21 protein-coding genes are annotated in these 22,651 nt (G+C 67.1%); 2 read left to right on the forward strand and 19 right to left on the reverse strand.

Going from position 1 to position 22,651, the window contains the following annotated elements:
- Window positions 1-125: 125 nt before the first annotated feature.
- Window positions 126-1,208 carry a porin gene (locus ACFIMZ_RS33605; RefSeq protein WP_431823725.1) on the forward strand — a complete coding sequence of 361 codons (1,083 nt, stop codon included), beginning with the start codon at window positions 126-128 and terminating at the stop codon, window positions 1,206-1,208.
- A gap of 45 nt (window positions 1,209-1,253) precedes the next feature.
- Complete coding sequence (locus ACFIMZ_RS33610) at window positions 1,254-2,723, forward strand: MmgE/PrpD family protein (RefSeq protein WP_431823726.1); 1,470 nt, start codon at window positions 1,254-1,256, stop codon at window positions 2,721-2,723.
- A 21-nt stretch (window positions 2,724-2,744) separates the two neighbouring features.
- On the opposite strand, the gene ACFIMZ_RS33615 is transcribed toward ACFIMZ_RS33610, so the two are convergent.
- The 19 genes from ACFIMZ_RS33615 to ACFIMZ_RS33705 all read right to left on the reverse strand — a co-directional run bounded on the left by ACFIMZ_RS33615 (window position 2,745) and on the right by ACFIMZ_RS33705 (window position 22,633).
- Window positions 2,745-3,674 carry a LysR family transcriptional regulator gene (locus ACFIMZ_RS33615; protein ID WP_431823727.1) on the reverse strand — a complete coding sequence of 310 codons (930 nt, stop codon included), beginning with the start codon at window positions 3,672-3,674 and terminating at the stop codon, window positions 2,745-2,747.
- A 287-nt stretch (window positions 3,675-3,961) separates the two neighbouring features.
- Window positions 3,962-4,981 (reverse strand): cyclase family protein, encoded by a 1,020-nt coding sequence (locus tag ACFIMZ_RS33620; RefSeq protein WP_431823728.1) that lies wholly within the window; start codon window positions 4,979-4,981, stop codon window positions 3,962-3,964.
- The gene (locus ACFIMZ_RS33625) at window positions 4,978-6,462 is read right to left on the reverse strand and encodes an MmgE/PrpD family protein (RefSeq protein WP_431823729.1); all 1,485 of its coding nucleotides are present in this window, start codon (window positions 6,460-6,462) and stop codon (window positions 4,978-4,980) included. Before ACFIMZ_RS33625 ends, ACFIMZ_RS33620 begins: the two co-directional genes overlap by 4 nt.
- Complete coding sequence (locus tag ACFIMZ_RS33630) at window positions 6,459-7,331, reverse strand: HpcH/HpaI aldolase/citrate lyase family protein (protein WP_431823730.1); 873 nt, start codon at window positions 7,329-7,331, stop codon at window positions 6,459-6,461. Before ACFIMZ_RS33630 ends, ACFIMZ_RS33625 begins: the two co-directional genes overlap by 4 nt.
- Entirely contained in the window at window positions 7,328-8,566 is a 1,239-nt protein-coding gene (locus ACFIMZ_RS33635) for a CaiB/BaiF CoA transferase family protein (protein WP_431823731.1), read from the reverse strand. Before ACFIMZ_RS33635 ends, ACFIMZ_RS33630 begins: the two co-directional genes overlap by 4 nt.
- 102 nt (window positions 8,567-8,668) lie before the next feature.
- On the reverse strand, window positions 8,669-9,832 hold the full coding sequence (locus ACFIMZ_RS33640; protein WP_072445218.1) for a quinone oxidoreductase family protein: 1,164 nt from the start codon (window positions 9,830-9,832) through the stop codon (window positions 8,669-8,671).
- Between the two features lie 58 nt (window positions 9,833-9,890).
- A complete protein-coding gene (locus ACFIMZ_RS33645) occupies window positions 9,891-10,478 on the reverse strand; it encodes an isochorismatase family protein (protein WP_431823732.1) in 588 nt (195 codons plus the stop codon).
- A gap of 10 nt (window positions 10,479-10,488) precedes the next feature.
- Window positions 10,489-11,991 carry an MFS transporter gene (locus ACFIMZ_RS33650; RefSeq protein WP_431823733.1) on the reverse strand — a complete coding sequence of 501 codons (1,503 nt, stop codon included), beginning with the start codon at window positions 11,989-11,991 and terminating at the stop codon, window positions 10,489-10,491.
- A 310-nt stretch (window positions 11,992-12,301) separates the two neighbouring features.
- Window positions 12,302-13,123: a gamma-glutamyl-gamma-aminobutyrate hydrolase family protein gene (locus ACFIMZ_RS33655; protein ID WP_431823734.1), complete on the reverse strand. Its 822-nt coding sequence runs from the start codon at window positions 13,121-13,123 to the stop codon at window positions 12,302-12,304.
- Window positions 13,120-13,437 (reverse strand): GFA family protein, encoded by a 318-nt coding sequence (locus ACFIMZ_RS33660; RefSeq protein WP_431823735.1) that lies wholly within the window; start codon window positions 13,435-13,437, stop codon window positions 13,120-13,122. Before ACFIMZ_RS33660 ends, ACFIMZ_RS33655 begins: the two co-directional genes overlap by 4 nt.
- A 113-nt stretch (window positions 13,438-13,550) precedes the next feature.
- A complete protein-coding gene (locus tag ACFIMZ_RS33665; RefSeq protein WP_431823736.1) occupies window positions 13,551-14,705 on the reverse strand; it encodes a trans-sulfuration enzyme family protein in 1,155 nt (384 codons plus the stop codon).
- Window positions 14,695-15,900 (reverse strand): MFS transporter, encoded by a 1,206-nt coding sequence (locus tag ACFIMZ_RS33670; RefSeq protein ID WP_431823737.1) that lies wholly within the window; start codon window positions 15,898-15,900, stop codon window positions 14,695-14,697. Before ACFIMZ_RS33670 ends, ACFIMZ_RS33665 begins: the two co-directional genes overlap by 11 nt.
- A 16-nt stretch (window positions 15,901-15,916) precedes the next feature.
- Entirely contained in the window at window positions 15,917-17,290 is a 1,374-nt protein-coding gene (locus ACFIMZ_RS33675) for a hypothetical protein (RefSeq protein ID WP_431823738.1), read from the reverse strand.
- A 16-nt stretch (window positions 17,291-17,306) separates the two neighbouring features.
- The gene (locus ACFIMZ_RS33680) at window positions 17,307-18,212 is read right to left on the reverse strand and encodes a fatty acid desaturase (RefSeq protein WP_431823739.1); all 906 of its coding nucleotides are present in this window, start codon (window positions 18,210-18,212) and stop codon (window positions 17,307-17,309) included.
- Window positions 18,212-18,988 (reverse strand): hypothetical protein, encoded by a 777-nt coding sequence (locus ACFIMZ_RS33685; RefSeq protein WP_431823740.1) that lies wholly within the window; start codon window positions 18,986-18,988, stop codon window positions 18,212-18,214. The genes ACFIMZ_RS33680 and ACFIMZ_RS33685 overlap by 1 nt, the downstream gene beginning before the upstream one ends.
- 181 nt (window positions 18,989-19,169) lie before the next feature.
- Window positions 19,170-19,811: a helix-turn-helix transcriptional regulator gene (locus ACFIMZ_RS33690; protein WP_431825433.1), complete on the reverse strand. Its 642-nt coding sequence runs from the start codon at window positions 19,809-19,811 to the stop codon at window positions 19,170-19,172.
- 244 nt (window positions 19,812-20,055) lie between these two features.
- On the reverse strand, window positions 20,056-21,276 hold the full coding sequence (gene thrS, locus ACFIMZ_RS33695; RefSeq protein WP_431823741.1) for a threonine--tRNA ligase: 1,221 nt from the start codon (window positions 21,274-21,276) through the stop codon (window positions 20,056-20,058).
- Window positions 21,277-21,638: 362 nt separating this feature from the next.
- Window positions 21,639-22,319 carry a hypothetical protein gene (locus tag ACFIMZ_RS33700; protein WP_431823742.1) on the reverse strand — a complete coding sequence of 227 codons (681 nt, stop codon included), beginning with the start codon at window positions 22,317-22,319 and terminating at the stop codon, window positions 21,639-21,641.
- A gap of 50 nt (window positions 22,320-22,369) precedes the next feature.
- Window positions 22,370-22,633 carry a hypothetical protein gene (locus tag ACFIMZ_RS33705; protein ID WP_431823743.1) on the reverse strand — a complete coding sequence of 88 codons (264 nt, stop codon included), beginning with the start codon at window positions 22,631-22,633 and terminating at the stop codon, window positions 22,370-22,372.
- Window positions 22,634-22,651: the final 18 nt, after the last annotated feature.

The following is a 22,651-nucleotide window of genomic DNA, read 5'->3' on the forward strand; positions in this document are numbered from 1 at the left end:
CGTGCGTCCCGCCGCGACGCCGTCCGTTCGCCGCCCGGCCCGGATAGCGTCGACCCGCAGCATCGCCGCGCCGCTCGACCGGCGCGGCGCCCCAATCAAATAACAACCCGAAAAGGAGACCGGCAATGGGCAAGCGGATGTCCGCACTGTGCGGACTGGGCCTCGTATCGGCCAGCGCCTGCGCGCAAAGCACGATCACGCTGTATGGCGTCGCCGACGTCTATACGGAATTCCTCACCCACCAGGCCGCGCCCGACGGCAAGTCGTCGGCGTCGCTCGTGCGAATGGCCTCGGGCGGCAAGAGCGGCTCGCGCTGGGGCCTGAAAGGCGTCGAGGAGCTCGGCGGCGGCTGGCAGGCCGCGTTCCGGCTCGAAAGCGGCATCAACGTGAACAACGGCACCGGCACCGGCGCGGGCGGCTTCGACCGCTCCGCGTGGGTCGCGCTGCAGCACGAGCGCTGGGGCGCGCTGCGGCTCGGCCGCCAGTACTCGACGCTGTTCGACATCATGGAGCACTATTCGCCGACGGGCGCGTACTCGACGCTGTACGAGCCGGCCGGCGCGATCGTCGGCGTCAGCTTCCGCGAGAACAACGTCGCCAAGTACCTCGCGAAGATCGGCTCGCTGACGCTCGAAACGCACTATTCGTTCGGCGGGACGCCCGGCGCGTTCCAGTCGAACGCCGCGTACGGCGCCGGCTTCGACTATGCCGGCGGCGCACTCTCGTTCGCCGCCGCGTTCGACAACGTCAACACGCCGCAGCCGGGCGGCTTCGCGCATTTCCGCCGCTACGCCGCCGCCGCGATCGTGTCCATCGACCGCGCGCAGCTGCTGGCCGGCGTCACGCACGGCCAGAGCGGCGTCGCCGCGCCGTCGGTCGTGACGCGCTACACGTTCTGGTGGGCCGGCGTGCGCTACGCGATCACCCCTTACCTGCAGGCAGTCGGCGCGTTCTATTACGAGGACATCCGCGCGCAGAATCCGCCGAACGCGCAGACGCCCACGCCGCACCCGGCCAACCCGCAGCAGGTCACGCTGCAGCTGAACTACTTCCTGTCGAAAACCGTCACGCTGTACCTGGCGGGCGGCTACGCGCGCCGCGCCGCGCTCGATTTCGACAACTACAACTACAACTTTCTCCACTACACGCTGGCCGCCGACCGCGCCAGCAGCGCGGGCGCAGCACTCGGCCTGCGCAAGCTGTTCTGAGCTCGCCTATCCCCCAGTTTCAGGAACCTTCGGAGTCTTCGCACCATGAACCGCCGCCACTTCCTTGCCACCCTGACCGGCGCCGCGCTCGCGCTGCCGCTCGCCCGCGCCCGTGCGGGCTCGCTGCCGGCCGCCGACGCAACCGCCGGCCATCCCGATCTCGCGCAACAGCTCGCCGACTACGCGGCCGGGCTGCAGTATCGCGACCTCGACGCCGCGACGATCGAGACGATCAAGGCGCACCTGATCGACGCGCTCGGCTGCGCGATCGCCGCGCACGACGAACGGCCCGTGCGGATCGCGCGCGACGCGGCGCTCGCGTCGCCGGGCGGCGTGTCGACGATCGTCGGCACGAGCCAGCGCACGAGCCCCGATCTCGCCGCGTTCGCGACCGGCACCGCGCTGCGCTACTACGATTTCAACGACGCGTACGCCGGCAAGGAGACCGGCCATCCGAGCGACAACATGTCCGCGTGCCTCGCCGTCGCCGAAGCGCAGCATGCGAGCGGCCGCGACCTGATCCTGTCGATCGCGATCGCGTACGAGATCGCGTGCCGGCTGATGGACGCCGCCGCGATCAGCCCGCGCGGCTGGGACCACACGTGCTACAGCCTGCCCGCCGTCGCGCTCGCCGCCGGCAAGCTGATGCGCATGCCCGCGCCGCAACTGGTGCAGGCGGTGAACCTGTCGATCAACAGCCATCTCGCGCTGAACCAGACCCGTGTCCAGCAGCTGTCGAACTGGAAGGCGCTCGCCGATGCGGACGCGGCGCGCAACGCGGTGTTCTCGACGCAGCTCGCGCGCGCCGGGCTGACCGGCCCCGCGCCGATCTTCGAGGGGATGGCGGGATTCTTTCCGCAGGTGTCCGGGCCGTTCGCCGTCGACACGCGCGAATTCGGCGGGCGCGGCGGCGCGTTCCGGATCGGCAAGTGCTTCGTGAAGTTCTATCCCGCGCAAGGGCTCACGCAGACCGCGATTCCGGCCGCGCTCGACGTCGCCGCGCAGGTCGGCGACCTGCGCCGCATCCGGCGCATCGAAATCCACACGACCGAGGTCGGCTACGTGACGGCCGGCCGCGACCGTGAAAAATGGGCGCCGTCGACCCACGAGACCGCCGATCACAGCCTGCCGTACATCGTCGCGCGCGCGATGCTCGACGGCGACATCACGACCGAGAGCTACCGGCACGACGCGCTGCGCGATCCGGCGCTGCGCGCGCTGATCGAGCGGATCACGGTGCGCGAGGACCCGGCGCTGACCGCCCGCTATCCGGCGCAGGCGCCGAACCGGGTGACGGCCGTGTGCGAAGACGGCACGACCTGCGCGAAGCAGGTGGACGACCTGCCCGGCTCGCCGACGCGGCCGATGCGGCGCGACGACTACGAGGCGAAGTTCACGAAGAACTGCCGGCGGCACTGGACCCCGACACAGATCCGCGCGGCGCTCGATTACCTGTGGCGGCTCGACGAGCAGCCCGACGTCGCGACGCTGCCGCCGCTGCTCGTCGTCGGCTGACCCGCGAGCTCAGTCGACGCCCTAAGCCTCCGCCGCGACGCCGTGCCGCTCGAGCGCTTCCGCGACCTCGACGATGCGGCCGCGCAGCCACGCGTGCGCGTTGCTGCCGTCGTAGCGGCGGTGCCAGTACAGCGACCACGCGACGGGCTCCATCGCGAGCGGCAGCTCGCGGATCACGAGCCGCGCATCGTCGAGGCTCAGCGCATGCCGCTCCGACATGATCACCGCGTACGGCAGCGCATCCAGCATGTTCGGCACGACGAGCCAGTGCGGCACGTTGAGCACGATGCGCCGCGTGCAGTTCATGTTCGCGAGCAGGTTGTCGATCAGGCTGTGGTCGACCGGGTTGATCGTCACGTTGAGGAAGTCGAGCGCGAGGAACCGATCGAGCGTCAGCGGCTTGCCCGCGTCCGGATGGCTGCGGCTCATCACGCAGACCATCCGGTCATGAAACACCGTTTGCGACGACAGCGTGCCCGAATGTTCGAGGCCCGCGCTGATCGCCACGTCGAGCAGCCCCGATTCGAGCGCGTCGGCGGTCTTGGCGGCGCTCATGTGCACGACGTCCATGCCGATATTCGGGCTGGTCAGGCGCATGCAGCGCAGCAGGGCCGGCAGTAAAAGCAGCTCGGTGAGATCCGACATGCGCACCGTAAAATGGCGCTCGGACGTAAAAGGATTGAATTGATAATCCGATTCAAATAATTCCTCGATTTGTTGCATGATCTGTCGAACCGGCATGGCCAGCGCCTGCGCGCGCGGCGTCAATTCCATGCCGACCGCGGTGCGCGCCAGGATCTCGTCCTTGAACACGAACCGCAGCCGCGCCAGCGCGTTGCTGACGGCCGGCTGCGTGAGGCCGACCTTCTGGCCGGCCCGCGTGACCTGCTTCTCCGTCAGCAGCGCATCGAGTATGACCAGCAGGTTCAGATCGATCGAACGTAGATTCATGTTTGCGACCATCCACTAAACAGGTTAATCACAGCCTCCGATTACGACATTCCGCAATCGGAGAAATCCCCTGATATTTAGTGCAATGCACAAGAATAGTCCAATCTTGACGTGTCGATGTTTTTTAGATAACGAGCGATATTAGTTATGTTTTTAAATTAAATCGTCCGTTTCGTCCCGATTCTTCTGAATACCCTGCCAATCGGCAATTGAATGCCCGCGTTGCGCAAGCCGATCGCGCTGCAAAAAAGTGCGGGCGGCCGCCGCCACAGCCGCCGCCCGCAGGCTCAAACGGTCGCGACCGGATTCGCCGGCGCGCCGACCAGGCCGCGGATATGCAACGGCGGCGCGGTCAGCAGAAACCGGTTCCGGCGGTGCGCATGCAGCCAGTTCGCGAGCGGCGTCAGGTGCCACAGCTCGCCGAGGTGAATGCCGAGCTTGAACAGGCACAGTTCGTGCAGCGGCATCAGTGCGCCCGGTTGCGCGAGCGGCTGCGCATGCTGCGGACGCTCCTCGATCGCATGGTTGTCGGCCACGAGCGCGGCCAGTCCCGATTCGTCGATCCATTGCAGCAGCCGCGCATCGCTGCTGTCCAGCACGCACGCGCTCGCGACCGTCGCCGGCGATCCGCCGTCGTCGTTCAGCAGCAGATCCGCGAAGCCGGTGTGAATGCAGACGATGTCGCCGCGCTCGACCTGCACGCGGTCCGCCTCCATCACCTGCATCAGCTGCGCGAAGCCGACCTTCGTGCGCGCGTCGCCGACATGACGCCGCAGGTCGATCAGCACGCCGCGCCCCTGCACGCCCGTCTGCGCCATCACCTCGATGCCGAGCGCGCGCGCGCCGCCCGTCGCGTCGCCTTCCTGCGGCACCCGCAGATGCTCGCCCATCCGGAAACCGTTGTAGAACACGATTTCAGGCACGCCGTCGTCGTCCGCGTCGAACAGGCCGCCCACGTGCGACAGGCCGTCCCATTGCGTCGAGAACTGCGAGTGCATGCAGAACGCATCGTCGCAGACCACATCGGTTGCGTTCGCCACCTGTTCATCAGCGCGATAGCCGAAGTACGGCTTGCCGCCCAGGAGCGCGGGCATGACCGCCGGCGGCCGGCGCCGCGCGTTCAGCCCGCCGCCGCGCGGCACGTCGAGCGGCAGGCTCAGCGAGAACGACAGCCCTTCCCGGACCTCGGCTGCGCCCTGCCGCACCTTGTCCGGCGTCAGCCAGTTCAGCCGCCCCTTCTGATCGTCGGGACCGAAATCGCCCCAGTTCGAGCCGGGCGGCCGCTTTTTCCAGCGGGGTGCATTCAAGATCGGTGTCCTCCTTCAGTGCCCGACGTCAGCGCCGCGAGCGCGTCGAGCGGCGCGTCGTCGGCGAGCGCCTGCACCGCGTCGCGCAGCGCGAGCGCGCGCGCCATGCCGAGCGCCGAACTCGCCGCCAGCACGAATTTCGCGGTGAGCTCCTGTTCGGTCAGCGGCCGCGAATTCGTGCCCTTGCTCGACTCGATCCGCGCCTCGCGCACCTGCCCGTCGCGCAGCTCGACGCGCAGCACGGCCGGCAGGAAATTCGGAAAGCGCGCGTCGCACCACGGATCGGCCACGCAGCGCACCTTCGCGGCCAGCGCGCGCCGTGCGGGGTCCTGCGCAAGCGCATCGTCGAAATCGTCGAACCAGACGCCGAGCCCGCCGCCGCCGAGCAGCGCCGCCGCGACCGTGTACGGCCCCGAGAACGCAGCCGCATAGCCGTTCGGCGGATTCGCCTTCAGCTCCGCCGGCTCGCCGATCGTGCGCAGCGTCGACGTCGCGACCCGCAGCTCGGCCGACACCACGTCGTCCGCCGTCACGCCTTGCGCCTTCAGCTGCAGCGCCGCGTCGATGCCCGGATGCGTGAAGTGGTTGCACGGATACGGCTTGAAGATGATCCGGCTCGTCTCCCATTCGTCGCCCAGGTCGCGCAGCACCGCGTCGACGTCGGCGAGGTCGCCGCACCACGCGTGGAAGAAGCCGAAGCGGCCTTCGAGCGCGGTCGGCGGCGCGGTCACGCCCGCGCCCGCCAGTTCCGCCGCGCTCACGCCCGCGTGCGCCGCCCAGCCGCAGTGGATCCGCTTCACCGAGCCGCCGGTGCGGTTCGCTTCGAGCAGGCCCGCGCCCATGCTCGCGGCAATGCCGAGCGCCGCCGCGATCTGCGCGGCATCGAGCCCGAGCAGCATCGCCGCGGCCGCCGCCGCGCCGACCGTGCCGCAGATCGACGTCGCGTGCTGGCCGCGCTCGAAGAACACCGAATTGCCGAGCCGCTCGTTGTAAGCGGCGACGCCGAGGCGGATGCACACCTCGGTGCCGACCGTGATCGCATCGAGCAGCGCCGCGCCCGACGCGCCGCTCGCCTGCGCGGCGGCGAGCGCGGCCGGAATCACGGACGCGCTCGGATGCAGCACCGACAGCATGTGCGAATCGTCGAAGTCCATCGCATGCGCGAGCGTGCCGTTGACGAGCGCGGCGCTCGCGGCCGGCAGCCGGTCGGGCGCGCCGATCACGCTCGCCGGGCCGGCGCCGGCCCAGCGCCGCGCGACCTGCAGCACCGACTGCGCGACCGGTTCGTCGTGCGCGATCAGGCTGTTGCCGACCACGTCGAGCACGCGCGCGGCGGCCTCGACGCGCAGCCTGCGATCCAGCCCTTCGGCGCGCACCGCCGCCGCGAAGCGGCCGAGCGCGCCGACGATGCCGTCGGGCGGCGCGGGCCGGCTTGCCGCGGCCGCGGCCGCCGGGACAGAAAGCGTCTCGGATGTGCTCATGCCAGTGCTCCACTGAGTCGAAGATTGTTCGCGAGCGCGAGCGTCACGCGTGCGTTGGCGATCAGCGGCGGCGCGACCACGCGGCCGTCCGGCAGCACGAACACCGACGACGCCGAGGCCTTGCCCGCCGCCGCGTCGACCGCCTCGAGCACGCGCTCGGCCGCGCGAATTTCGTCCTCCGACGGCGTGAACACCTCGTTGATCACCGGGAGCTGCGACGGATGGATCGCGAAGCGGCCGAGGAACCCCATCGATTTCGCGCGCAGCGTCGATTCCTTCAGCCCGTCGAGATCGGGCAGCGTGTGATAGACGGTCTGGATCGGCCCGTTCAGCCCCGCCGCGCGCGACGCGACCACGCAGCGCGCACGGCACACCTCGAGCGTGAAATTGTCGACGCCGATCTGCAGGTCCGCGCGCAGGTCGCTCTCGCCGAGCCCGATCCGCTCGAGCCGCGGCGACGCGGTCGCGAGCTGGTACGCCGTCTCGACGCCGTACGCCGATTCGATCAGGATCTGGATGCCCGCGTCGCAGCCGAGCGCGTCGAGCCAGCCCGCGACCTCCTGGATCTGCTGCGGCAGGTCGCATTTCGGCAGGCGCAGCGCCTGCAGGGCCGGCTGCGCGATCGCCTCGACGTCGTCGCGGCACCACGGGCTGCCGATCGGGTTGATCCGCACGTACGTCGGCTTCGGCGGACCTTCCGCGAGCATCGCGGCGGCCGCCTGGCGTGCCTCGGCCTTGTGGCTGGCCGGCACGGCATCCTCGAGGTCGAGCACGATGGCATCGGCTTCGCTCGCATACGCCTTCTCCACCACCTGCGCCTTGTGCGCGGGCACGTAAAGGTAACTGCGGTAAGTTGCGCTGGTTTTCATAGCACCCCTCGTTCGGTCAAATCGGCGATCTCGCGCCGCTCCAGTCCCAATGCGCCGAATACTTCGTCGTTGTGCGTGCCGCGCGCAGGTCCCCCCCAGCGGATCGCGCCGGGCGTGTCGGACAGCCGGAACGGCACGTTGTGCGTGCGGAACGCGCCGAGCTCCGCGTCGGGCACCGACACGACCGAGCCGAGCGCCGCGTACTGCGGATCGCGCAGCACGTCGGCGACGTCGTAGATCGGCGCGACCGCCGCCTGCGCACGCTCGAACTCGGCGATCACCTCGTCGCGCGTGCGCTGCCCGATCCAGCCGCCGACCGCCGCATCCAGCTCGTCCGCATGCTTCGCGCGCTCGGCGCCGTTCGCGAACCACGGCTCGTCGATCAGGTCCGCGCGGCCGACGAGGCGCATCACGCGCTCGGCGATGCTGTGCGCCGACGTCGACAGCGCGACCCACTTGCCGTCCGACGTGCGGTAGACGCCGCGCGGCGAATTGTTCGGCGAACGGTTGCCGGTGCGCTCGGGCACCCGGCCCGTCTGGTCGTAGCTCGCGACCTGCGCGCCCATCGCGGCGAGCATCGTCTCGATGATCGCGAGATCGACGACCTGGCCGCGCCCGGTGCGCTCGCGCGCCTTCAGCGCGGTCATGATCGCGAACGCGGCAGTCAGCCCCGCGACCGTGTCGGCGAGCGGGAACGACGGCAACAGCGGCGGCCCGCCCGCCTCGCCGGTGATCGATGCGAGCCCGCTCATCGCCTCGGCCAGCGTGCCGAAGCCCGGGCGGCTCGCATACGGGCCGAACTGGCCGAAGCCCGTCACCCGCACGAGCACGAGCCGCGGGTTGATCGCGGACAGCGCGTCGTAGCCGAGCCCCCAGCGTTCGAGCGTGCCGGGCCGGAAATTCTCGACGACCACGTCCGCCTGCGCCGCCAGCTCGCGGAAGATCCGCTGGCCGTCGGCCGTGCCGAGATTCAGCGTGACCGCCCGCTTGTTGCGCGCAAGCACCTTCCACCACAACGGCACGTCGTCGCGGCGCGCGCCGTACTTGCGCGCCGGATCGCCGTCCGGATGCTCGACCTTGATCACGTCGGCGCCGTAGTCCGCGAGCATCGTCGCCGCGAGCGGGCCCGCGAACAGCGTCGCGGCGTCGATCACGCGAATGCCGTCGAGCGGCGCCGGTCTGGAGGCGTCCGACGCCGCACCGGCGTCGACGCCCTCGATTTCCAAAGAGGTCATGCCGTTCTCCAATCAGATGGATTGCACGGCGCGCCGCGCGCCGACATCATCTGCATGACTAATCATCGTGCAGCGATGCGGGCGCGGCGCGCGACCTGCCGCTCAGACGGCGTTGATCCGGTAGATCGGGAAATACGTCTGGATCTTCCCGTTCAGGTAGTCGGACGCGAGCTTCGGCACCTCGTCGAAATCGAAGATCTCGGTCGGCTCCTGGCCGATCCAGCCGCTCGTTTCCTGGAAGTCGCGGATCGTGATGCTGTCGTCGTAGCGCCACGCATGCGTGTGGATGTGCAGGCGACGGTTGATGCATTCCGTCGCGCGCAGGTTCCACAGGCGCATCCCGGTCTTCCAGCCGACCGTCGTGACGATGCCGGTGCGGCCGACCACACGCATCGTCGCGCGATACAGCGCGCCGCCGAGGTTGTCGAGGAAGATCGCGACGCCGCGGCCGCCGCTCAGTTCCGCGATCGTCTCCGCGAACACGCGCTCCGACTCGCGATAGCTCGCCTGGTACTCGGGATCGGTCTTGTAGCGCTCGTCGTCATACGCGAGATTCGGGAACTTGCGGCGATCGACCGGCGTGATGCCGAGCTTCGCGAGCTCCTCGAGGCGCCGGTCGTTGCTCGCCGTCATCGCGACGCGAAAGCCCTCGCGCTTCGCGAGCTGCAGCTCGGCGAGCGTCGTGCCGCCGCCCCAGCCGAATACCAGGTAGTCGGCCGGATCGACGTCCGGCAGCTGCGAGCGCCAGCACGCCGACGCCACCTTCCAGTTGTCCCACGCGGTGAAGTAGCGGCCGTACGTCGCCCATTGCAGCAACGAATGCCGGCTGTCCGTCGGCACCGCCACCAGGTTGTCGGCGCGCATCTTGGTCCGCTGCGCCATCACGCCGATCGTGCCCGGCGCGTCGTACGCATAGACGAGCTCGGCGAACCCGTATTCGTCGCGCTTGCCGAACGGCATCACCATGCAGATCTCGCCCTCCTTCAGCGTCTTCACGCCGCTGCCGCGCTCGACGATGCGCACCAGCGCACCGTTGCCGAGCACGATCTTGTCCTCGCGGCGCTGCCGGCAGATGTCGACCGGATTGCGCGACAGCGCGTGGTCGAGGTTCGCTTCCCACGATCCGTACAGCGGCTCGACCAGCACCTCGTCGGCTTCCAGATCGGAGAATTCGAAGGTTTCGCGACGCAGCTCGCCCGCGACGGGCGCCTGCTTCCTGCTCGGTTCCGGTCCTGCGTAGAGAACCCATGCATCGGTCTTGATCATCGTCATGCCTCGGTAAATGACTCTGAATGAATGGTGCACGCCGAACACGCCGCTTCGTTCAGCGCGAATACGCCTGCTCCAGTGCCGCCTCCACGTCGGCCGTCGCGGCGACCTGCCCGAGCTTCGGGAAGATCTGCGTCAGCGCGAAGGTCTGCGCGTCGGCGGACGACGTGCTGACCGCGTCGCTGACGACGACGACGTTGTAGTTGTTCTCGTATGCCTGGCGCGCCGTCGATTCGACGCCGATGTTGGTTGCGATCCCGGTCAGCACGATGTCGGTGATGCCGCGCCGGCGCAGCTGCACGTCAAGGTCGGTGCCGGTGAACGCGCCCCACTGGTGCTTCGTCACGACGATGTCGGACGGCCCCACGCCGAGCGCCGGCGCGAACGCGCTCCATTCGGGATCGAGATTCGGCGGCGCCGACGGCACATCCGTCTTGACCTTCAGCGCAACGCCGCCGTCCGGCTGGTAGCTCGTGTGCACGTAGATGACGGGGAGCTGCAGCGCGCGAAACGCGGTCGCGAGCTCGACCGTCTTCGCAACGACCTGCGCGCCGGTGCAGGGCACGACCGGCAGCGACACGATGCCGTTCTGCAGATCGATCGCGACCAGGGCGACCGTGCGATTGAGCGTCGGAATGGACATGTAAAAAACCTCACTTTTGTTGTGGAAGGGAAGAAGTTGCGGCATCCAGGTGCCGGCTCGACGCTGCGTTGAGCAGCAGCAGCACGCTGATGACCGCCAGGACGATGGCCAGCTCGCGCAGGCCGCGATCGCTCGCCGGATGGCCGAGCGCCAGCCCGACGAGCGCAAACGACAGGCTGCCGCCGACATACTGCGCGGTGCGGTACAGCCCCGAGGCCGTGCCGATCCGGTCGTGCGGCGCGCTCTGGTAGAGCGCCGCCTGGTTGCCGAGATTGTTGAAGCCGTTCGGCACGCCGAACACGATCGACAGCAGCACGATCGACCAGACCGGCATCGCGCTGGTGAGGAGGCTCATCACGACGCTGCCGACGCACAGCATCGCGGAGCCGATGATCAGCACCGGCCGCGAGCCGTGGCGGTGCGCGAGGCGGGTCGCGAGCATCGTCGCCACCGTGCCGACCCCGGCGACCGGCAGCATCACGAGGCCGGCGTCGGCGGCGGACAGGCGCTTGGCCTCCTGCAGCCACATCGGCAGCGCATAGAAGATCGCGTAGAACACCGCGTAGGTGCCGACGCAGCGCAGGTACGTGCTCGTGAGCGCACGGTTGTCGCTCAGCATGCGGATGTCGATCAGCGGCGTCGCGGCCAGCCGCTCGCGCCGGACCAGCACCGGGCACAGGACCAGCGTCGCGACGAGCAGCAGCCAGTCGGGCTCGCGCGACACCGATTGCAGGAACAGCAGCAGGCTCGTGAGCGTCAGGATGAACAGCGCGACGCCCGGCAGGTCCAGCTCCTTCAGCGTGCCGCGCAGCGTGCGGCGTTCCTGCGCGCCGCGCCGCACGACGTCGGCCGGAATCCACCGCCACGCCAGCACGAAGGCCAGCAGCACGATCGGCACGTTGATCCAGAAGATCGCGCGCCAGCCGGCGAACTGCACGAGCGCGCCGCCGAGCGGCGGCCCGAACGCGACGGCCACCTGCGCCGCGACCGAGATCGCGCCGAGGCCGCCCGTCGGCGTCGCGCCGTTCGCGTGCCGCTGCGACCACGTGCGGATCATCGCCATGCCGGCCGGATACGCGGCGGACGTGCCGATGCCGAGCGCGACGCGCGATGCGATCAGCCACCCGAGCGACGGCGCGAACGGCGCGAGCGCGGATGCGATCAATACGATCGCGAGGCCGATGCAGAAGATCCGCTTCGCGCCGAAGCGATCGGCGAGCCGCCCCATCGTCGGCTGGCCGACGGCTGTCGCGAGATAGAGGCCCGACACGAGCCACATCGTGTCGATGCGTTCATGCGCCGCGCCCCGCGCAGCGAACGCCTGCTGGATGCTGACGAGCGCGACCGCGATCATCGACGAGTTCAGTGCGTTGAGCAGCGTGCCAAGCACGATCGGGCCCACCAGCCTGGCCGGCAGACGCAGCCCCCCTGCGCGCGCATTGCCGCCGCCTGCCGGCGCGCCGCCGGGGGTCGAGGGTGTCGCTTGCGCAGGTCGATCGGAAGTCGTTTTCATGGCGTCGTCGAGTGGAGGATTCGCATCGCTCGATCAAATTCGAACGTGCGTTCACCTTACCGTTACGATCGCCGTGAATGAAATGGATTGTTGCGATGCACACATTCGTCGCTTGAATGCAGATCGCGAGCGACGCGGCGGGCCGGAAACGCTTTGGCGCACCGGGCAATATCGGGAAATGCCGCGCCGGCCTTGCCTGAAGGACGGAAGCGGCGAAACGCGGAGGGGCTCTCGCGCAACATTCGGCACGCCGCGCGCGCGCTCGCCGCAGGCGCCGGATGGCGGTTTTATGCGGCGGTGCGACGTGAAATCAGAGGGCGGGCTCTAGCCGGTCATGCGCCGGTCGCGTGACGGCCTGCCGGCGCGCCAGAAACGCCGCGCACTCGCGGCGAAAGCGCGCCCAGATCATGCCGTTCAGCGGGTTCTCCGGAACGTGCCATTCCGGATGCCACTGAACGCCGAAGACGGGCGCATCGACGTGCGAGATCGCCTCGATGGTTCCGTCGTCCGCATACGCATCCGCAGCCAGTCCGTCGGCCAGCGTCGCGATGCCCTGTCCGTGCAGCGAGTTCACCCGGAAGGGCTCGCGGCGCGGCGGAAGGTGCCGGGCCGCCTCGTCAAGCCAGCCGCCCCGAACCAGTTCCACCGCATGGGCGTCCCGATAACGGTCTTCGAAGGGCGCCATCCGGTTCGCACGATGGTCGAATCGGCCTGTCTCGGCGTGCAGTGCCGCATACAGCGTTCCGCCCAGCGCGACGTTGATCTCCTGCATCCCCCGGCAGATGCCCAGCACCGGGCGACCCGACGTCACCGCTTCCCTGACGATGCGCATCGCGATCCCGTCGCGGGTCCGGTCGAGGCTCCCTGCCTGCGGCTGCGTGCCGCCGTACAGCGCGACGTCGACGTTGCTGGCCGCACCCGGAAGAATGATGCCGTCGAGCCGCTCGAACAGGCGTTCGAGATGCGCATCCCGGATCAGGTCGTCCGTCGCGCCGATCAGCAACGGCAATGCGTCGCAGCACGTCGACGCGGCCAGCAGGTAGCGCTCGAAGACGGCCTGGTGAGACAGGCTCCCCCATCCGGGAATGTCGATGCGTTCCGTCGAGCACAGTACGCCGATGACCGGCTTCATTGCGGAAATGCCCCGATGTTGTCCTCCCAGTTCCTCCCGTCGAAAGGAACAATGGCGAAGGACTCGATGCCGGCGAGATCCAGGCAGCGAAGGTTGACGCTGTAGTCGTCGGGATGCGAACGCGGACGATAGAACGGCTTCACGCCGCAGACGCGGCAGAACGTGTGCTGCGCAATCCCTTTGTTGAAGCGATAGCTCGTGAGCTGCGCGGCGCCGTCGAGCAGCTCGAAATCGTCCCGCGCGACCGGGACGTGCAGGAAACCCGACGCGAAGCAGATCGAGCAGTTGCATTCGATCGCCTGCCTCGATGCCATCCGCCGGATCCTGAAGCGGACCGCACCGCAATGACATTGCCCGTGGACGTAGTTGGTCGATTCCGTCATGGATAGCCCTCTTGTATTCGAATGGTTGCAGGCGGCCGGGAACGTCAGCCGCATCCCTTCAACGCGGCGTCGAGGTCGCGCCGCAGCGATTCCGTGTCCTCCAGCCCGATGCTCAGCCGGATGCCGACGCGCTTCACGCCATCCTGCGACAGCGTCGCGGGACAGGCCACGGTCTCGTATCCGCCCCAGCCCCAGCCGCGCCCGATCAACCCGAGACCGTCGATCGCCGTTCGCACCGCGGCCTCGTCGCCCCCCTTGAGCAGGCAGGTGAACACGCCTCCGGCGCCGGAAAACTGCGCTTGCCACGCCGCGTGGCCGCGGTCGCCGGGCAGCGGCGGATAATGCACGCGCTCGATCGCCGGGTGCGCGTTCAACCACGACGCGATGTCGCAAGCCGACCGGAAATGCCGGTCCATGCGCACCGCGAGGGTTCTCAACCCTCGCAGCGCAAGGTTCGCGTCGTCCGCTCCGACCGCCTGCCCGACCAGGCGGCTGACGTCCCTGACACGTTCGTAGTCCGCCGCGCGCGCAAACACCGCGGCGCCGAGGATCGAGTCGGCATGGCCGCCGATGTACTTGGAGATGCTGTGCAGGACGACGCGGGCGCCGTGATCGATCGGATTGAAGAAGTACGGCGTCGCCCAGGTGTTGTCCACGATCACCGGAACGTCCCCCGCAACCGTGACGAGATCGCGCAGCATGCAGATATCGAAGTTCGTCGCCCCCGGCAGGTCCAGATAGACCGCACTGGTCCGGTCGGTCAGCCTGGCGGCGAATTCGTCCGGACGGTCGAGCGAAAATTCGTCGATCGCCACGCCCTGGCGGCGCAACATGCCGTCGCAGAACTTGCGCGCCGCCGCATACGAGGAACGGGAAATCAGCACGCGGTCGCCCGCGCCCGCAAACGCCTGCAGCACGGTCGTGATGGCGGCCAGCCCCGAGCACATCGCAAGCGCGGCCGCGCCGCGCTCGATTTCCGCCAATGCGTCGCACAGCGCGTCCGTCGTGGGCGTTCCCCAGCGTCCGTAGTGGTAGCGCGCGGCCCCCGGCGCCATCTCGTCGTAGGAACCGAACAGCACGGTCGATCCCCGGTAGACCGGCGGATTGACGAAGCCGGAACGGGAATCGTGCGCGCGACCGGCCGTCGTCAGAACCGTTCCGACCGCGCGTTTCGCGGCCGGCCGATGCTCACTTGTCATCTGCGAACCTCCGGAAGCCGGCGAGGCCCACGGCCCCGATCCCCATGAAAGTCAGCCAGCCCAGGCTGACCGGCGTCCATCCCGCCGCGAGACTGCCGATGAAATTGCCGAGCATCCCGCCGATCGCCCATGAAATCGCCGATGCGCCGAAGTAGCTGCCCGCATTGCCTTCCGTCGTCAGATCGGCAAGCGCGATGTTCGAAGCGGGGAGGATCAGGCTCTCGCCGAACGTGAATACGATCGAAATGACGATCAGGATCACGATCGATGCGCGCGGCCCCCATGGATGCACGAGCAGCAATGCGGCAATGGCGAAGCAGCAGCACATGGCGGCATGACCGGTCACCATCAGCGAGCGCCAGGCCGTGCGCTGGAACCATCCCATGCCGAGCGACGCCGTCGCGACGCCGACCAGCGCATTCGCGACATAGAACGGCCTGACGCCGTTGTAGCCGTTCGCGCCGTGCGTAAACGTCAGCGGGATGAAGACGTAAATCTGCGTGTACACCGTCCAGAACGGAACCAACGCCCAGCATAGCCGGCGAAACCGCCTGTCCCTGAAGGCGATCAGCAGGTCATGGACAGGACGCGCTTCGACCGCCGCGCCCCTTCTTCTGCCCGCCACGCACGGCGCAACGAGCGCGAGCACGGCGAAAATCGCGCTGCTGATCATGAACGGCAGCGCCCCGCCCGCATTCGGCATCACCATCAGCAGCGCCGGGCCGATCAGCGCCCCGAGGTTGAGCGCGAAATTGTTCAGCGCGAAAACCTTGGGACGCACTGCGGCATCGAGCGCGCCGAAAATCGCGTACGCGGTCGTTTCATACAGTGCCGCCCCAAGCCCCGACACGCATGCCCAGGCCAGCAGTCCGGGCAGCGACGACGCATGGGCCAGCCCCGCGAATCCGGCGGCCCGGCACATCAGGCCGAATGCGGTCAGCATCCGGCTGTTGAAGCGATCAGTCGACGCGCCGAGCACGAGCGGCAGCAATCGGCTCGACAGCAGATTCACCGTCAGCACGCTCGCCACCGCGCCCGCGTCCAGATGGCGCTCGCTGTCGAGAAACGCCGCCAGCAACGGCAGCGATCCGAACACCGACAGATTCACCAGAAACTGGAGGATCAGCAACACGAACGTGGCGAGCGACACCCCTTCGGCGACGCGAGCGAGCCAGGCTGCGGGCCGTGCGAACATGACTGTCTGCATCGTCTTACCCCGGTAGCGCCACCGCATCGTCGGCCGCGATCAGCTCGCGCTGGAACTCGCGTTCGAGCGCGAGCGCGTCGTCCGGATGCCTTGCGAACACCATGTACTCGATCGTCCCGGTCCCCGACAGATCCTCGGTCAGCACGACGACACCGGCGCCGTCGCGCAGGTTCGTCAACTGCCGCGACGACGCCATCGCCCGGTCGAGATCGCGAACGGGCACCCGGTTGCGCGTCACGACGGCGTGCGTGGCCAGGTAGTCGGGGCCGACGAGCGTGCGCAGGATGCCGTCGAGATGGCTGCAGCCGCCGATGCGTCCGTTGATTTCCGTGAAGACGACCTTTGCGTCGCGGGTCACGATCGCGTCGAAATTCGCGCGGCCGACGAAACCGAGACGCTGCGAGATCTCGGCGAGGACGCCGCTCTGCGTCACGAATTCGTCGACGACGTCCGGGCGCAGCCGGCTCGGAATCTGAAAGCCGGTCCACATGATCATGCCGTTGCCGCGCTTGTCCCCCGACGCGTCCATCCGCAGATCGCCGTAGCTCGTCAGGCGAACCGCGTCGGCGCCGATCTCGTATTCGGAATACAGCACGTCCGAGCTCTCGTGGAAGCACTCGACGATCACCTGGCAATTGCCGGCCGTGTCGGTCTGCAACGCCCACAGATCCCGGGAGAAAACCGCGTCGACGTCGGAGATGTTCGCCAGCGCATAGACCTTCCTGACGCCCGGATAGCTGGCCCGTCGCTCGAGCGTGACTGCGATGTTGCCGTCGCCACCCGCGTTGACGTCCTGCTTGACGATCACGCTCGCGTGCCTGGCCAGCAGGTCGCGCAGCGTCAGATGGAATTCCCCGAGCGAACGGCAGACCCTGCCGTCCGCGCATCCGACCCGGCCCGACGCCAGCGCGCGAAACACAGCCTTGCGGTTCAGCAGTTCGGCGCCCGCCTGCGCCATGAAATTCGAACCGTTCGACACGGGCTGGGCGATGCCGATCCGCTCGCACAGCAAGCCGACCGATGACGTGTAGTAGTACGGATAGACCATCCAGCTCCCCTGGCCGACGTGACGCGCTCGCAACGCCGCCAGCATCGACTCGTCCAGCAGCCGGTCGGAAGTCAGCACGAGCGGATCGGCGGCATCCAGAGACGGCGAAATCACCTGCCCGACGGACAGGCGGCGACCGGTCACCTCCGATACATACGCCATCATGTCGGGCGATACCGGCGACGGAAGAATCGCGACGTCGTCGGCTTCCATTTGCCAGACCAGCCGTCGCGCGGCGATGGCCGACACTTGTCGCAACGGCAGCGACGCACGGCGGGTATCGCCGATCATCGCTTCATTGTCCACGTTTCCCACAATGAGTTTAGCCATACCCTGTTCCTCGCTGTCAACGTCGCAGAAGTGCACGGCACACGTGCCAGTGCCATTTGAGATAGGACGATTCCCGGTGAATGCCCGCGGGCCAGCGTGACGCGATCCGCGCCAGCATCGCTGCCGGGGCGCCCGGATATCGGTGATGCTCGGTGTGGAAATTCGCATTCCACATGAAAAACCGGACGACGCGGTTGCTAGTCACCGATCTCGACACCTGATACCGCGGCTGCGCCGGCTCGCATCCGTAGTGTTCCGGCAACCCGAAGAACATCAGCCAGAAATACGCGCAGAGCAGCGGCCCGACATAGATCAGCAGCATGTCGACAGGCCACGCGCAGACCGCCGCCGCGACCGCGGCAAACCAGGCAGCGACGAACCCCGCCTCCTTGCGAGCCGCGACGCGGCGCTCGCCGGACACCAGATAGGAGGGCATGCGCCCGGCGATCAGATGCGCGTTCAGGCGAAGGTTCGCGACCAGAAACCCGATGCCGCTCATCGCCGCCAGGTAGGCGCGCAGGGAATCGAACCGCCCGGTGGATTCGGTGTCTTCGCTCGTCGCCAGACAGCGGTGATGCTTCAGGTGCTTGTCCGTATACGCCACGTAGTTGACGAACAGGAAATTGGCGGCGATGCGCCCGACGACCGCGTTGACGAATCGCGCCCGCACGAGGCTCCGGTGCAGGCATTCATGGGCAAGATTCAGGAAGCCGCTCATGACGAACCCGGCCGCGATCACCCACGCCCCCTTCGCCATCACGTTGCCGGACCTGCAGGCCAGCCATGCGGCCGCGCCGAAGACGCCTGCCGCGACGAGCACCTTCGCGATCGCGACGGCATCCCGAAGCGGCCGCCATGCGATGCGGTACGCGGCGATCGCCTGCAGCGCCGGATCGGCTCCACGTTCGATGGCGTCCATCATCAGGCCGCAAGCGCGACGAGCGCGGCGCACCACGCGAGGTTCTCGGACAAGGCGGCCGACACCTGGTCCATGAAGCGCGGCAGCTCGTCTTCCGCGACGAGCAACTGGATCATCCTTCTCGTCATGTCGACGTGATACGCCTCGGCAGGATCATCGCCGCCGACGTGGCACTGGAAGTAGACGAGCCCGCGACGGTCGACGCCGTAGCATCGGCTCGTCGAGTCCCACAGCGCCGCAATCATCGCGTTCGCATGCATTTCGAACGCCACCATGTGTGCGCAGCGCGTCATCGGCGATCGCGCGCCGAGTCCGTCGAACAGCTTCAGCAGATAGGATCGGGTCGGGTCGCCGAATTCGGGCATCGGCGCCGTGCCCGTCAGCGTCTCGATGTCGTTCTTCAGGAGATTCGCGTGGAACCATTTTTCGGTATCGAGAATCCCGCTCAGTCCCGGCTTGCCGTAGCGATCGATCACGTACGCGCCGCCGGTCTCGTCCCAGCACAGGAAATTCCCGACCACGCTCGTGATCTCGACGTCGCGCGCGACCTCGCGATTCGTCCTGATGGCGTTCAGCACCGCGTCCGCTTGCGCCCCGGCCTGCAGATACGGAAACGCCTGCGACATGGCCAGATAGTGCGGAAAGATCCCCTCCAGCGCCGTGCGGGACGCAACGCGCCGAAACGGATGATCATCAAGTTGAGCCTGCAGGGCGGCCAGCCCCGCGTCGATCGTGTCACCGACCATCTCGCCCGGTGTTGCTTCACAAACGTCTGTCATTCCCTCACCCCGTCTACAGTTTCACGATAGCGATCGGCCGGAAGCATGCGAATGCGCCAGCCACCGAACGCGACGAGCAGCGAGCCGATCCGTCGCCTTGGTGAATGTCACTTTGCCGATTCTTTTTTTTGCCCTCCACTACAAAGGCTTGTAGCGAACCGATAGGCCGCATGCAAAATGCTTACAGCATCCCCAACCGGGACGCCATCAAGACGGCCTGCCGCCGCGTCGGCACGTCGAACTTCTTCATGACGCTCCTGATGTGATGCAGAACGCCATGCTCCGACAGGGAGACGATGCGCGAGATGTCCCAACTGGACTTGCCTTCCGCCACCCAGGCCAGGATCTCGAGCTCTCTGGCGGTAAGACAGGGCGCTTCCTGCTGTGCGCCCTTCGGCCTGGACTTTCGCATCGCTTCGAGCGTCAGATTCGCGACCAGCGCACCCCGCGACAGCATGTCGTTGAGGATGCCGCCGTCGTCGCGCTCCGGCGAGCCGAACACGAAGCTGACACATGCGACATCCCCATGCCGGTTGTGCGCGGGGAACGACACCCCTGACCACAGGCCGTGAGCGAGATGGTCGGCGCGCAGTGCGCGCTGTTCACGCGTGACGAAAATCCTGTCGCACCATGTCAGCGGCGCCAGCGACGACAGCGCATGCCTGACGACCGGGTCGACGTCCAGGTAGCCGGCCTCGTGATAACAGGGCCACCATGACGCCGGGAAATTCGACAGGGTGCGGCCGGCCATGACCTTCCCGCCTTTCAGGCGGAAGTCCTGGTAGCACGCGTAGTCGAAGCCGACCATCCGCCCGACCGACATCAGCACGCGTTGCAGCTCGTCGACGCAGTCGCATCGCTCGATCTCGAGGATCGTTTCGAGGACCCGTTCATCACATCGACAACGGCTCGTGACGTACCGGAATGTACCGCTCCCCGTCGAGCGCTTGCTCTCTTCTCTCATGATTTGAATAGAAATGCTTATTGATTTTATTGTTCGACGGAACCGGTCCGCCTCGGAAATTTCTATTGCTTGCCGGTATCGAGATGCCGACCGGCCGGCGGCATCAGGCGTGCATGCGAAGCGCGTTCGAACGCGACGGCGCGCATACCTGCTTTTCCAGATACGCGAGCGCGTCACCGATCGACAACGCATGCTGTTCGCCGTTTCTCAACCTCAGCGACACCGCGCCGGATTGCGCTTCCTTCGGCCCGGCCACCGCGAAGATCGGCGTAGCCAGTTCGCGCGCGTCGAAGATCTTGCGCGGCAGGCGTTCCGGGCGAAAATCGCGCGATACGCGGCACCCGATCGTTTCGAACGCGAGCGCCGCGCTGTCCGCAAACGGACGTTCTTCGTCGCCGATGTTGGCCACGACGATCTGGTCGGGCGCAAGCCACGTCGGCAGCCATCCCTCATAGTGCTCGAGCAGGATGCCGATGAATCGCTCGAGGCTCCCGAGAACCGCATGATGCAGCATGACCGGCGTCGCCTTCGCGCCGCTCTCCGACACATACGTTGCGCCGAGCCGCTCCGGCAGCACGAAATCGAGCTGGATCGTGCCGCACTGCCACTTCCGTCCCTGGCGGTCGAGCAGATGAAATTCGAGTTTGGGCCCGTAAAACGCGCCTTCTCCGTGCTGAATCTCGAAGTGCAGTCCGGCCGATCGCGCGGCAAGCGCCAGCATCGATTCGGAGCGGTCCCAGAGCGCGTCGTCGCCGGCGCGAACCGACGGCCTCGTCGACAACGCGACATCGAAACGGTCGAACCCGAAATCCGCGTAGATCGTCTTCAGCAGATGGCAGAACCGTGCGACCTCGGCTTCGACCTGATCCTCCATGCAGAGCACGTGAGCATCATCCTGCGTGAACGCCCGGGCGCGCATCAGGCCGTGCAGCGAACCGGACGGCTCTGCCCGGTGCACCGCGCCGAATTCCGAATATCGGACGGGCAGGTCGCGATACGAGCGCGACCCTCGCTTGAATACCTGCACATGGCAGGGACAACTCATCGGCTTGAGGCAGAACGGCTGTCCGTCGCTGTCGAGCGAGAACATGTTCCCGCCGAACTTCTCCCAGTGGCCGCTTTGCTCCCAGAGCGCGCGCGACGCGATCTGCGGCGTGCGCACTTCCGCGAACCCGGCCTGCCTCATCCGTTCGCGAATATATTCCTCGACGACGCGATAAAGCACCATTCCGCGCGGATGCCAGAAAACGGCGCCAGGACTTTCGTCCTGCTGGTGAAACAAATCGAGCTTATTGCCGAGCACGCGGTGATCGAAAGCATCCATCATGTTCTCCATTCACGTTGATGCCGACGAAAACGGAGCATGAAAAAAGCCCCGTCGTCTCCGGCGGGGCTTTGGGGTGATCCGACGCATCGATCTACGACACGAGACCTCCTCCACGCCCGCCATATGCGGTCGCGGTGGTAGTGGTCGTAGTCGTGACGAAGAATGCGTTCATGCGAATAATCTAGCCACGCGATTATCCGTTGTCAACCGGAAACCTCTTCGAATTAGAAATGAATAATATTGAAAGGTTTTGCGAATGCGCTGCGCGTTGCGGCGATTGCGGATAATCCGATGCGTGGCGAAAACACCCGCCCGGCATTCGTCAGCGGTGAAACGAATGCGAGAAACCGATTCCACCGTCAAGGCTCGCGCCCGATCTCGTCGATGTCCGGCTTGAACCGAAGCACCGTGTATTCCAGCACCGATACGCTCGACCACCCGGCCGAGCCTTGGACGGCGATCGCACGGACCGCGCCTTTCCGGTCGAATTTCAACGTCGTGCCAGTTGCATCGTTGCGCAGCGCCTCGAGCTCTTCGATGCGCGCCACCGCGAGTTTGCGCACCGCGCCGCAGACATAGACCGGAAGAAACGCCAATGCGATGAACATCGAGAACGCGTCCTTGATCATCGTGTCGAGCAGGATGTGGCCATACAGCGCGAGCGACACCGACGTCGCATGGACGAAGATCGCCATCACGGTCGCGCCGGCGCCGAGCGACGAGAAGCGTTCGGCGGCCTGCTTCGTGCGCGCTCTCATCACGGCTCGCGTCGTGGGGGACGACACGAGAATTTCGCGCTTCGCGCCGTAATACCCCGCGATGCCAAGGAACAGCGTCACGGCGGCGCTCAGCAGGATCGCCCAGCCGATCTGCTCGAACATGATGAGCACGAAGAGCAGCACGAAAATGCCGGCCAGCGGATACAGCAGGAGCTTGAAATCGTAGCCGTCCTCGCCGTGCCCCCGGACCCACCGTTTCACCAGCGTGTTTTCCCAGAACCGGCTCTCTTCGTGCAGCGGGATCTCCTGACAATTCGACAATTCTTCACCTGTGGGGTCTGGCGCCGCCGAGTTCATTTTCCGGACGCGGGTCACGGCTCGATGCGCACCGGCACGATACGCGCGGCATCGTCAATTCGGATTGCAAACCAATATCCTTTATCGCCGCCGCCGTTCCGGCACCATCGACCCATCGCGCCCCGTTGGCGCGCCGGCCGGCGCCGATCATCACCCGCGGCGGTGTAGCGATCGTGCAGCCATTGTGAACATTCGATGGAGACGTTTGCATTTCCGCAGATTTTCGCATCGAATCCGCCGGCAGTATTGAGAGAAAATGGAGATTCTATGGCTGGCATTGTTTCGAGCCCGACGCC

This window comes from Burkholderia sp. F1, from assembly GCF_050813845.1.
In the GTDB taxonomy this organism is placed as follows: domain Bacteria; phylum Pseudomonadota; class Gammaproteobacteria; order Burkholderiales; family Burkholderiaceae; genus Burkholderia; species Burkholderia ubonensis.

What these genes read in the sequence shown, in the direction of transcription:
- ACFIMZ_RS33605 (WP_431823725.1), top strand. Translation starts at nt 126, where the DNA reads ATGGGCAAGCGGATGTCCGCACTGTGCGGACTGGGCCTCGTATCGGCC.
- ACFIMZ_RS33610 (WP_431823726.1), top strand. Translation starts at nt 1,254, where the DNA reads ATGAACCGCCGCCACTTCCTTGCCACCCTGACCGGCGCCGCGCTCGCG.
- ACFIMZ_RS33615 (WP_431823727.1), bottom strand. Translation starts at nt 3,674, where the DNA reads ATGAATCTACGTTCGATCGATCTGAACCTGCTGGTCATACTCGATGCG.
- ACFIMZ_RS33625 (WP_431823729.1), bottom strand. Translation starts at nt 6,462, where the DNA reads ATGAGCACATCCGAGACGCTTTCTGTCCCGGCGGCCGCGGCCGCGGCA.
- ACFIMZ_RS33630 (WP_431823730.1), bottom strand. Translation starts at nt 7,331, where the DNA reads ATGAAAACCAGCGCAACTTACCGCAGTTACCTTTACGTGCCCGCGCAC.
- ACFIMZ_RS33635 (WP_431823731.1), bottom strand. Translation starts at nt 8,566, where the DNA reads ATGACCTCTTTGGAAATCGAGGGCGTCGACGCCGGTGCGGCGTCGGAC.
- ACFIMZ_RS33640 (WP_072445218.1), bottom strand. Translation starts at nt 9,832, where the DNA reads ATGATCAAGACCGATGCATGGGTTCTCTACGCAGGACCGGAACCGAGC.
- ACFIMZ_RS33645 (WP_431823732.1), bottom strand. Translation starts at nt 10,478, where the DNA reads ATGTCCATTCCGACGCTCAATCGCACGGTCGCCCTGGTCGCGATCGAT.
- ACFIMZ_RS33650 (WP_431823733.1), bottom strand. Translation starts at nt 11,991, where the DNA reads ATGAAAACGACTTCCGATCGACCTGCGCAAGCGACACCCTCGACCCCC.
- ACFIMZ_RS33655 (WP_431823734.1), bottom strand. Translation starts at nt 13,123, where the DNA reads ATGAAGCCGGTCATCGGCGTACTGTGCTCGACGGAACGCATCGACATT.
- ACFIMZ_RS33660 (WP_431823735.1), bottom strand. Translation starts at nt 13,437, where the DNA reads ATGGCATCGAGGCAGGCGATCGAATGCAACTGCTCGATCTGCTTCGCG.
- ACFIMZ_RS33665 (WP_431823736.1), bottom strand. Translation starts at nt 14,705, where the DNA reads ATGACAAGTGAGCATCGGCCGGCCGCGAAACGCGCGGTCGGAACGGTT.
- ACFIMZ_RS33670 (WP_431823737.1), bottom strand. Translation starts at nt 15,900, where the DNA reads ATGTTCGCACGGCCCGCAGCCTGGCTCGCTCGCGTCGCCGAAGGGGTG.
- ACFIMZ_RS33675 (WP_431823738.1), bottom strand. Translation starts at nt 17,290, where the DNA reads ATGGCTAAACTCATTGTGGGAAACGTGGACAATGAAGCGATGATCGGC.
- ACFIMZ_RS33680 (WP_431823739.1), bottom strand. Translation starts at nt 18,212, where the DNA reads ATGATGGACGCCATCGAACGTGGAGCCGATCCGGCGCTGCAGGCGATC.
- ACFIMZ_RS33685 (WP_431823740.1), bottom strand. Translation starts at nt 18,988, where the DNA reads ATGACAGACGTTTGTGAAGCAACACCGGGCGAGATGGTCGGTGACACG.
- ACFIMZ_RS33690 (WP_431825433.1), bottom strand. Translation starts at nt 19,811, where the DNA reads ATGTCGGTCGGGCGGATGGTCGGCTTCGACTACGCGTGCTACCAGGAC.
- thrS (WP_431823741.1), bottom strand. Translation starts at nt 21,276, where the DNA reads ATGGATGCTTTCGATCACCGCGTGCTCGGCAATAAGCTCGATTTGTTT.
- ACFIMZ_RS33705 (WP_431823743.1), bottom strand. Translation starts at nt 22,633, where the DNA reads ATGCCAGCCATAGAATCTCCATTTTCTCTCAATACTGCCGGCGGATTC.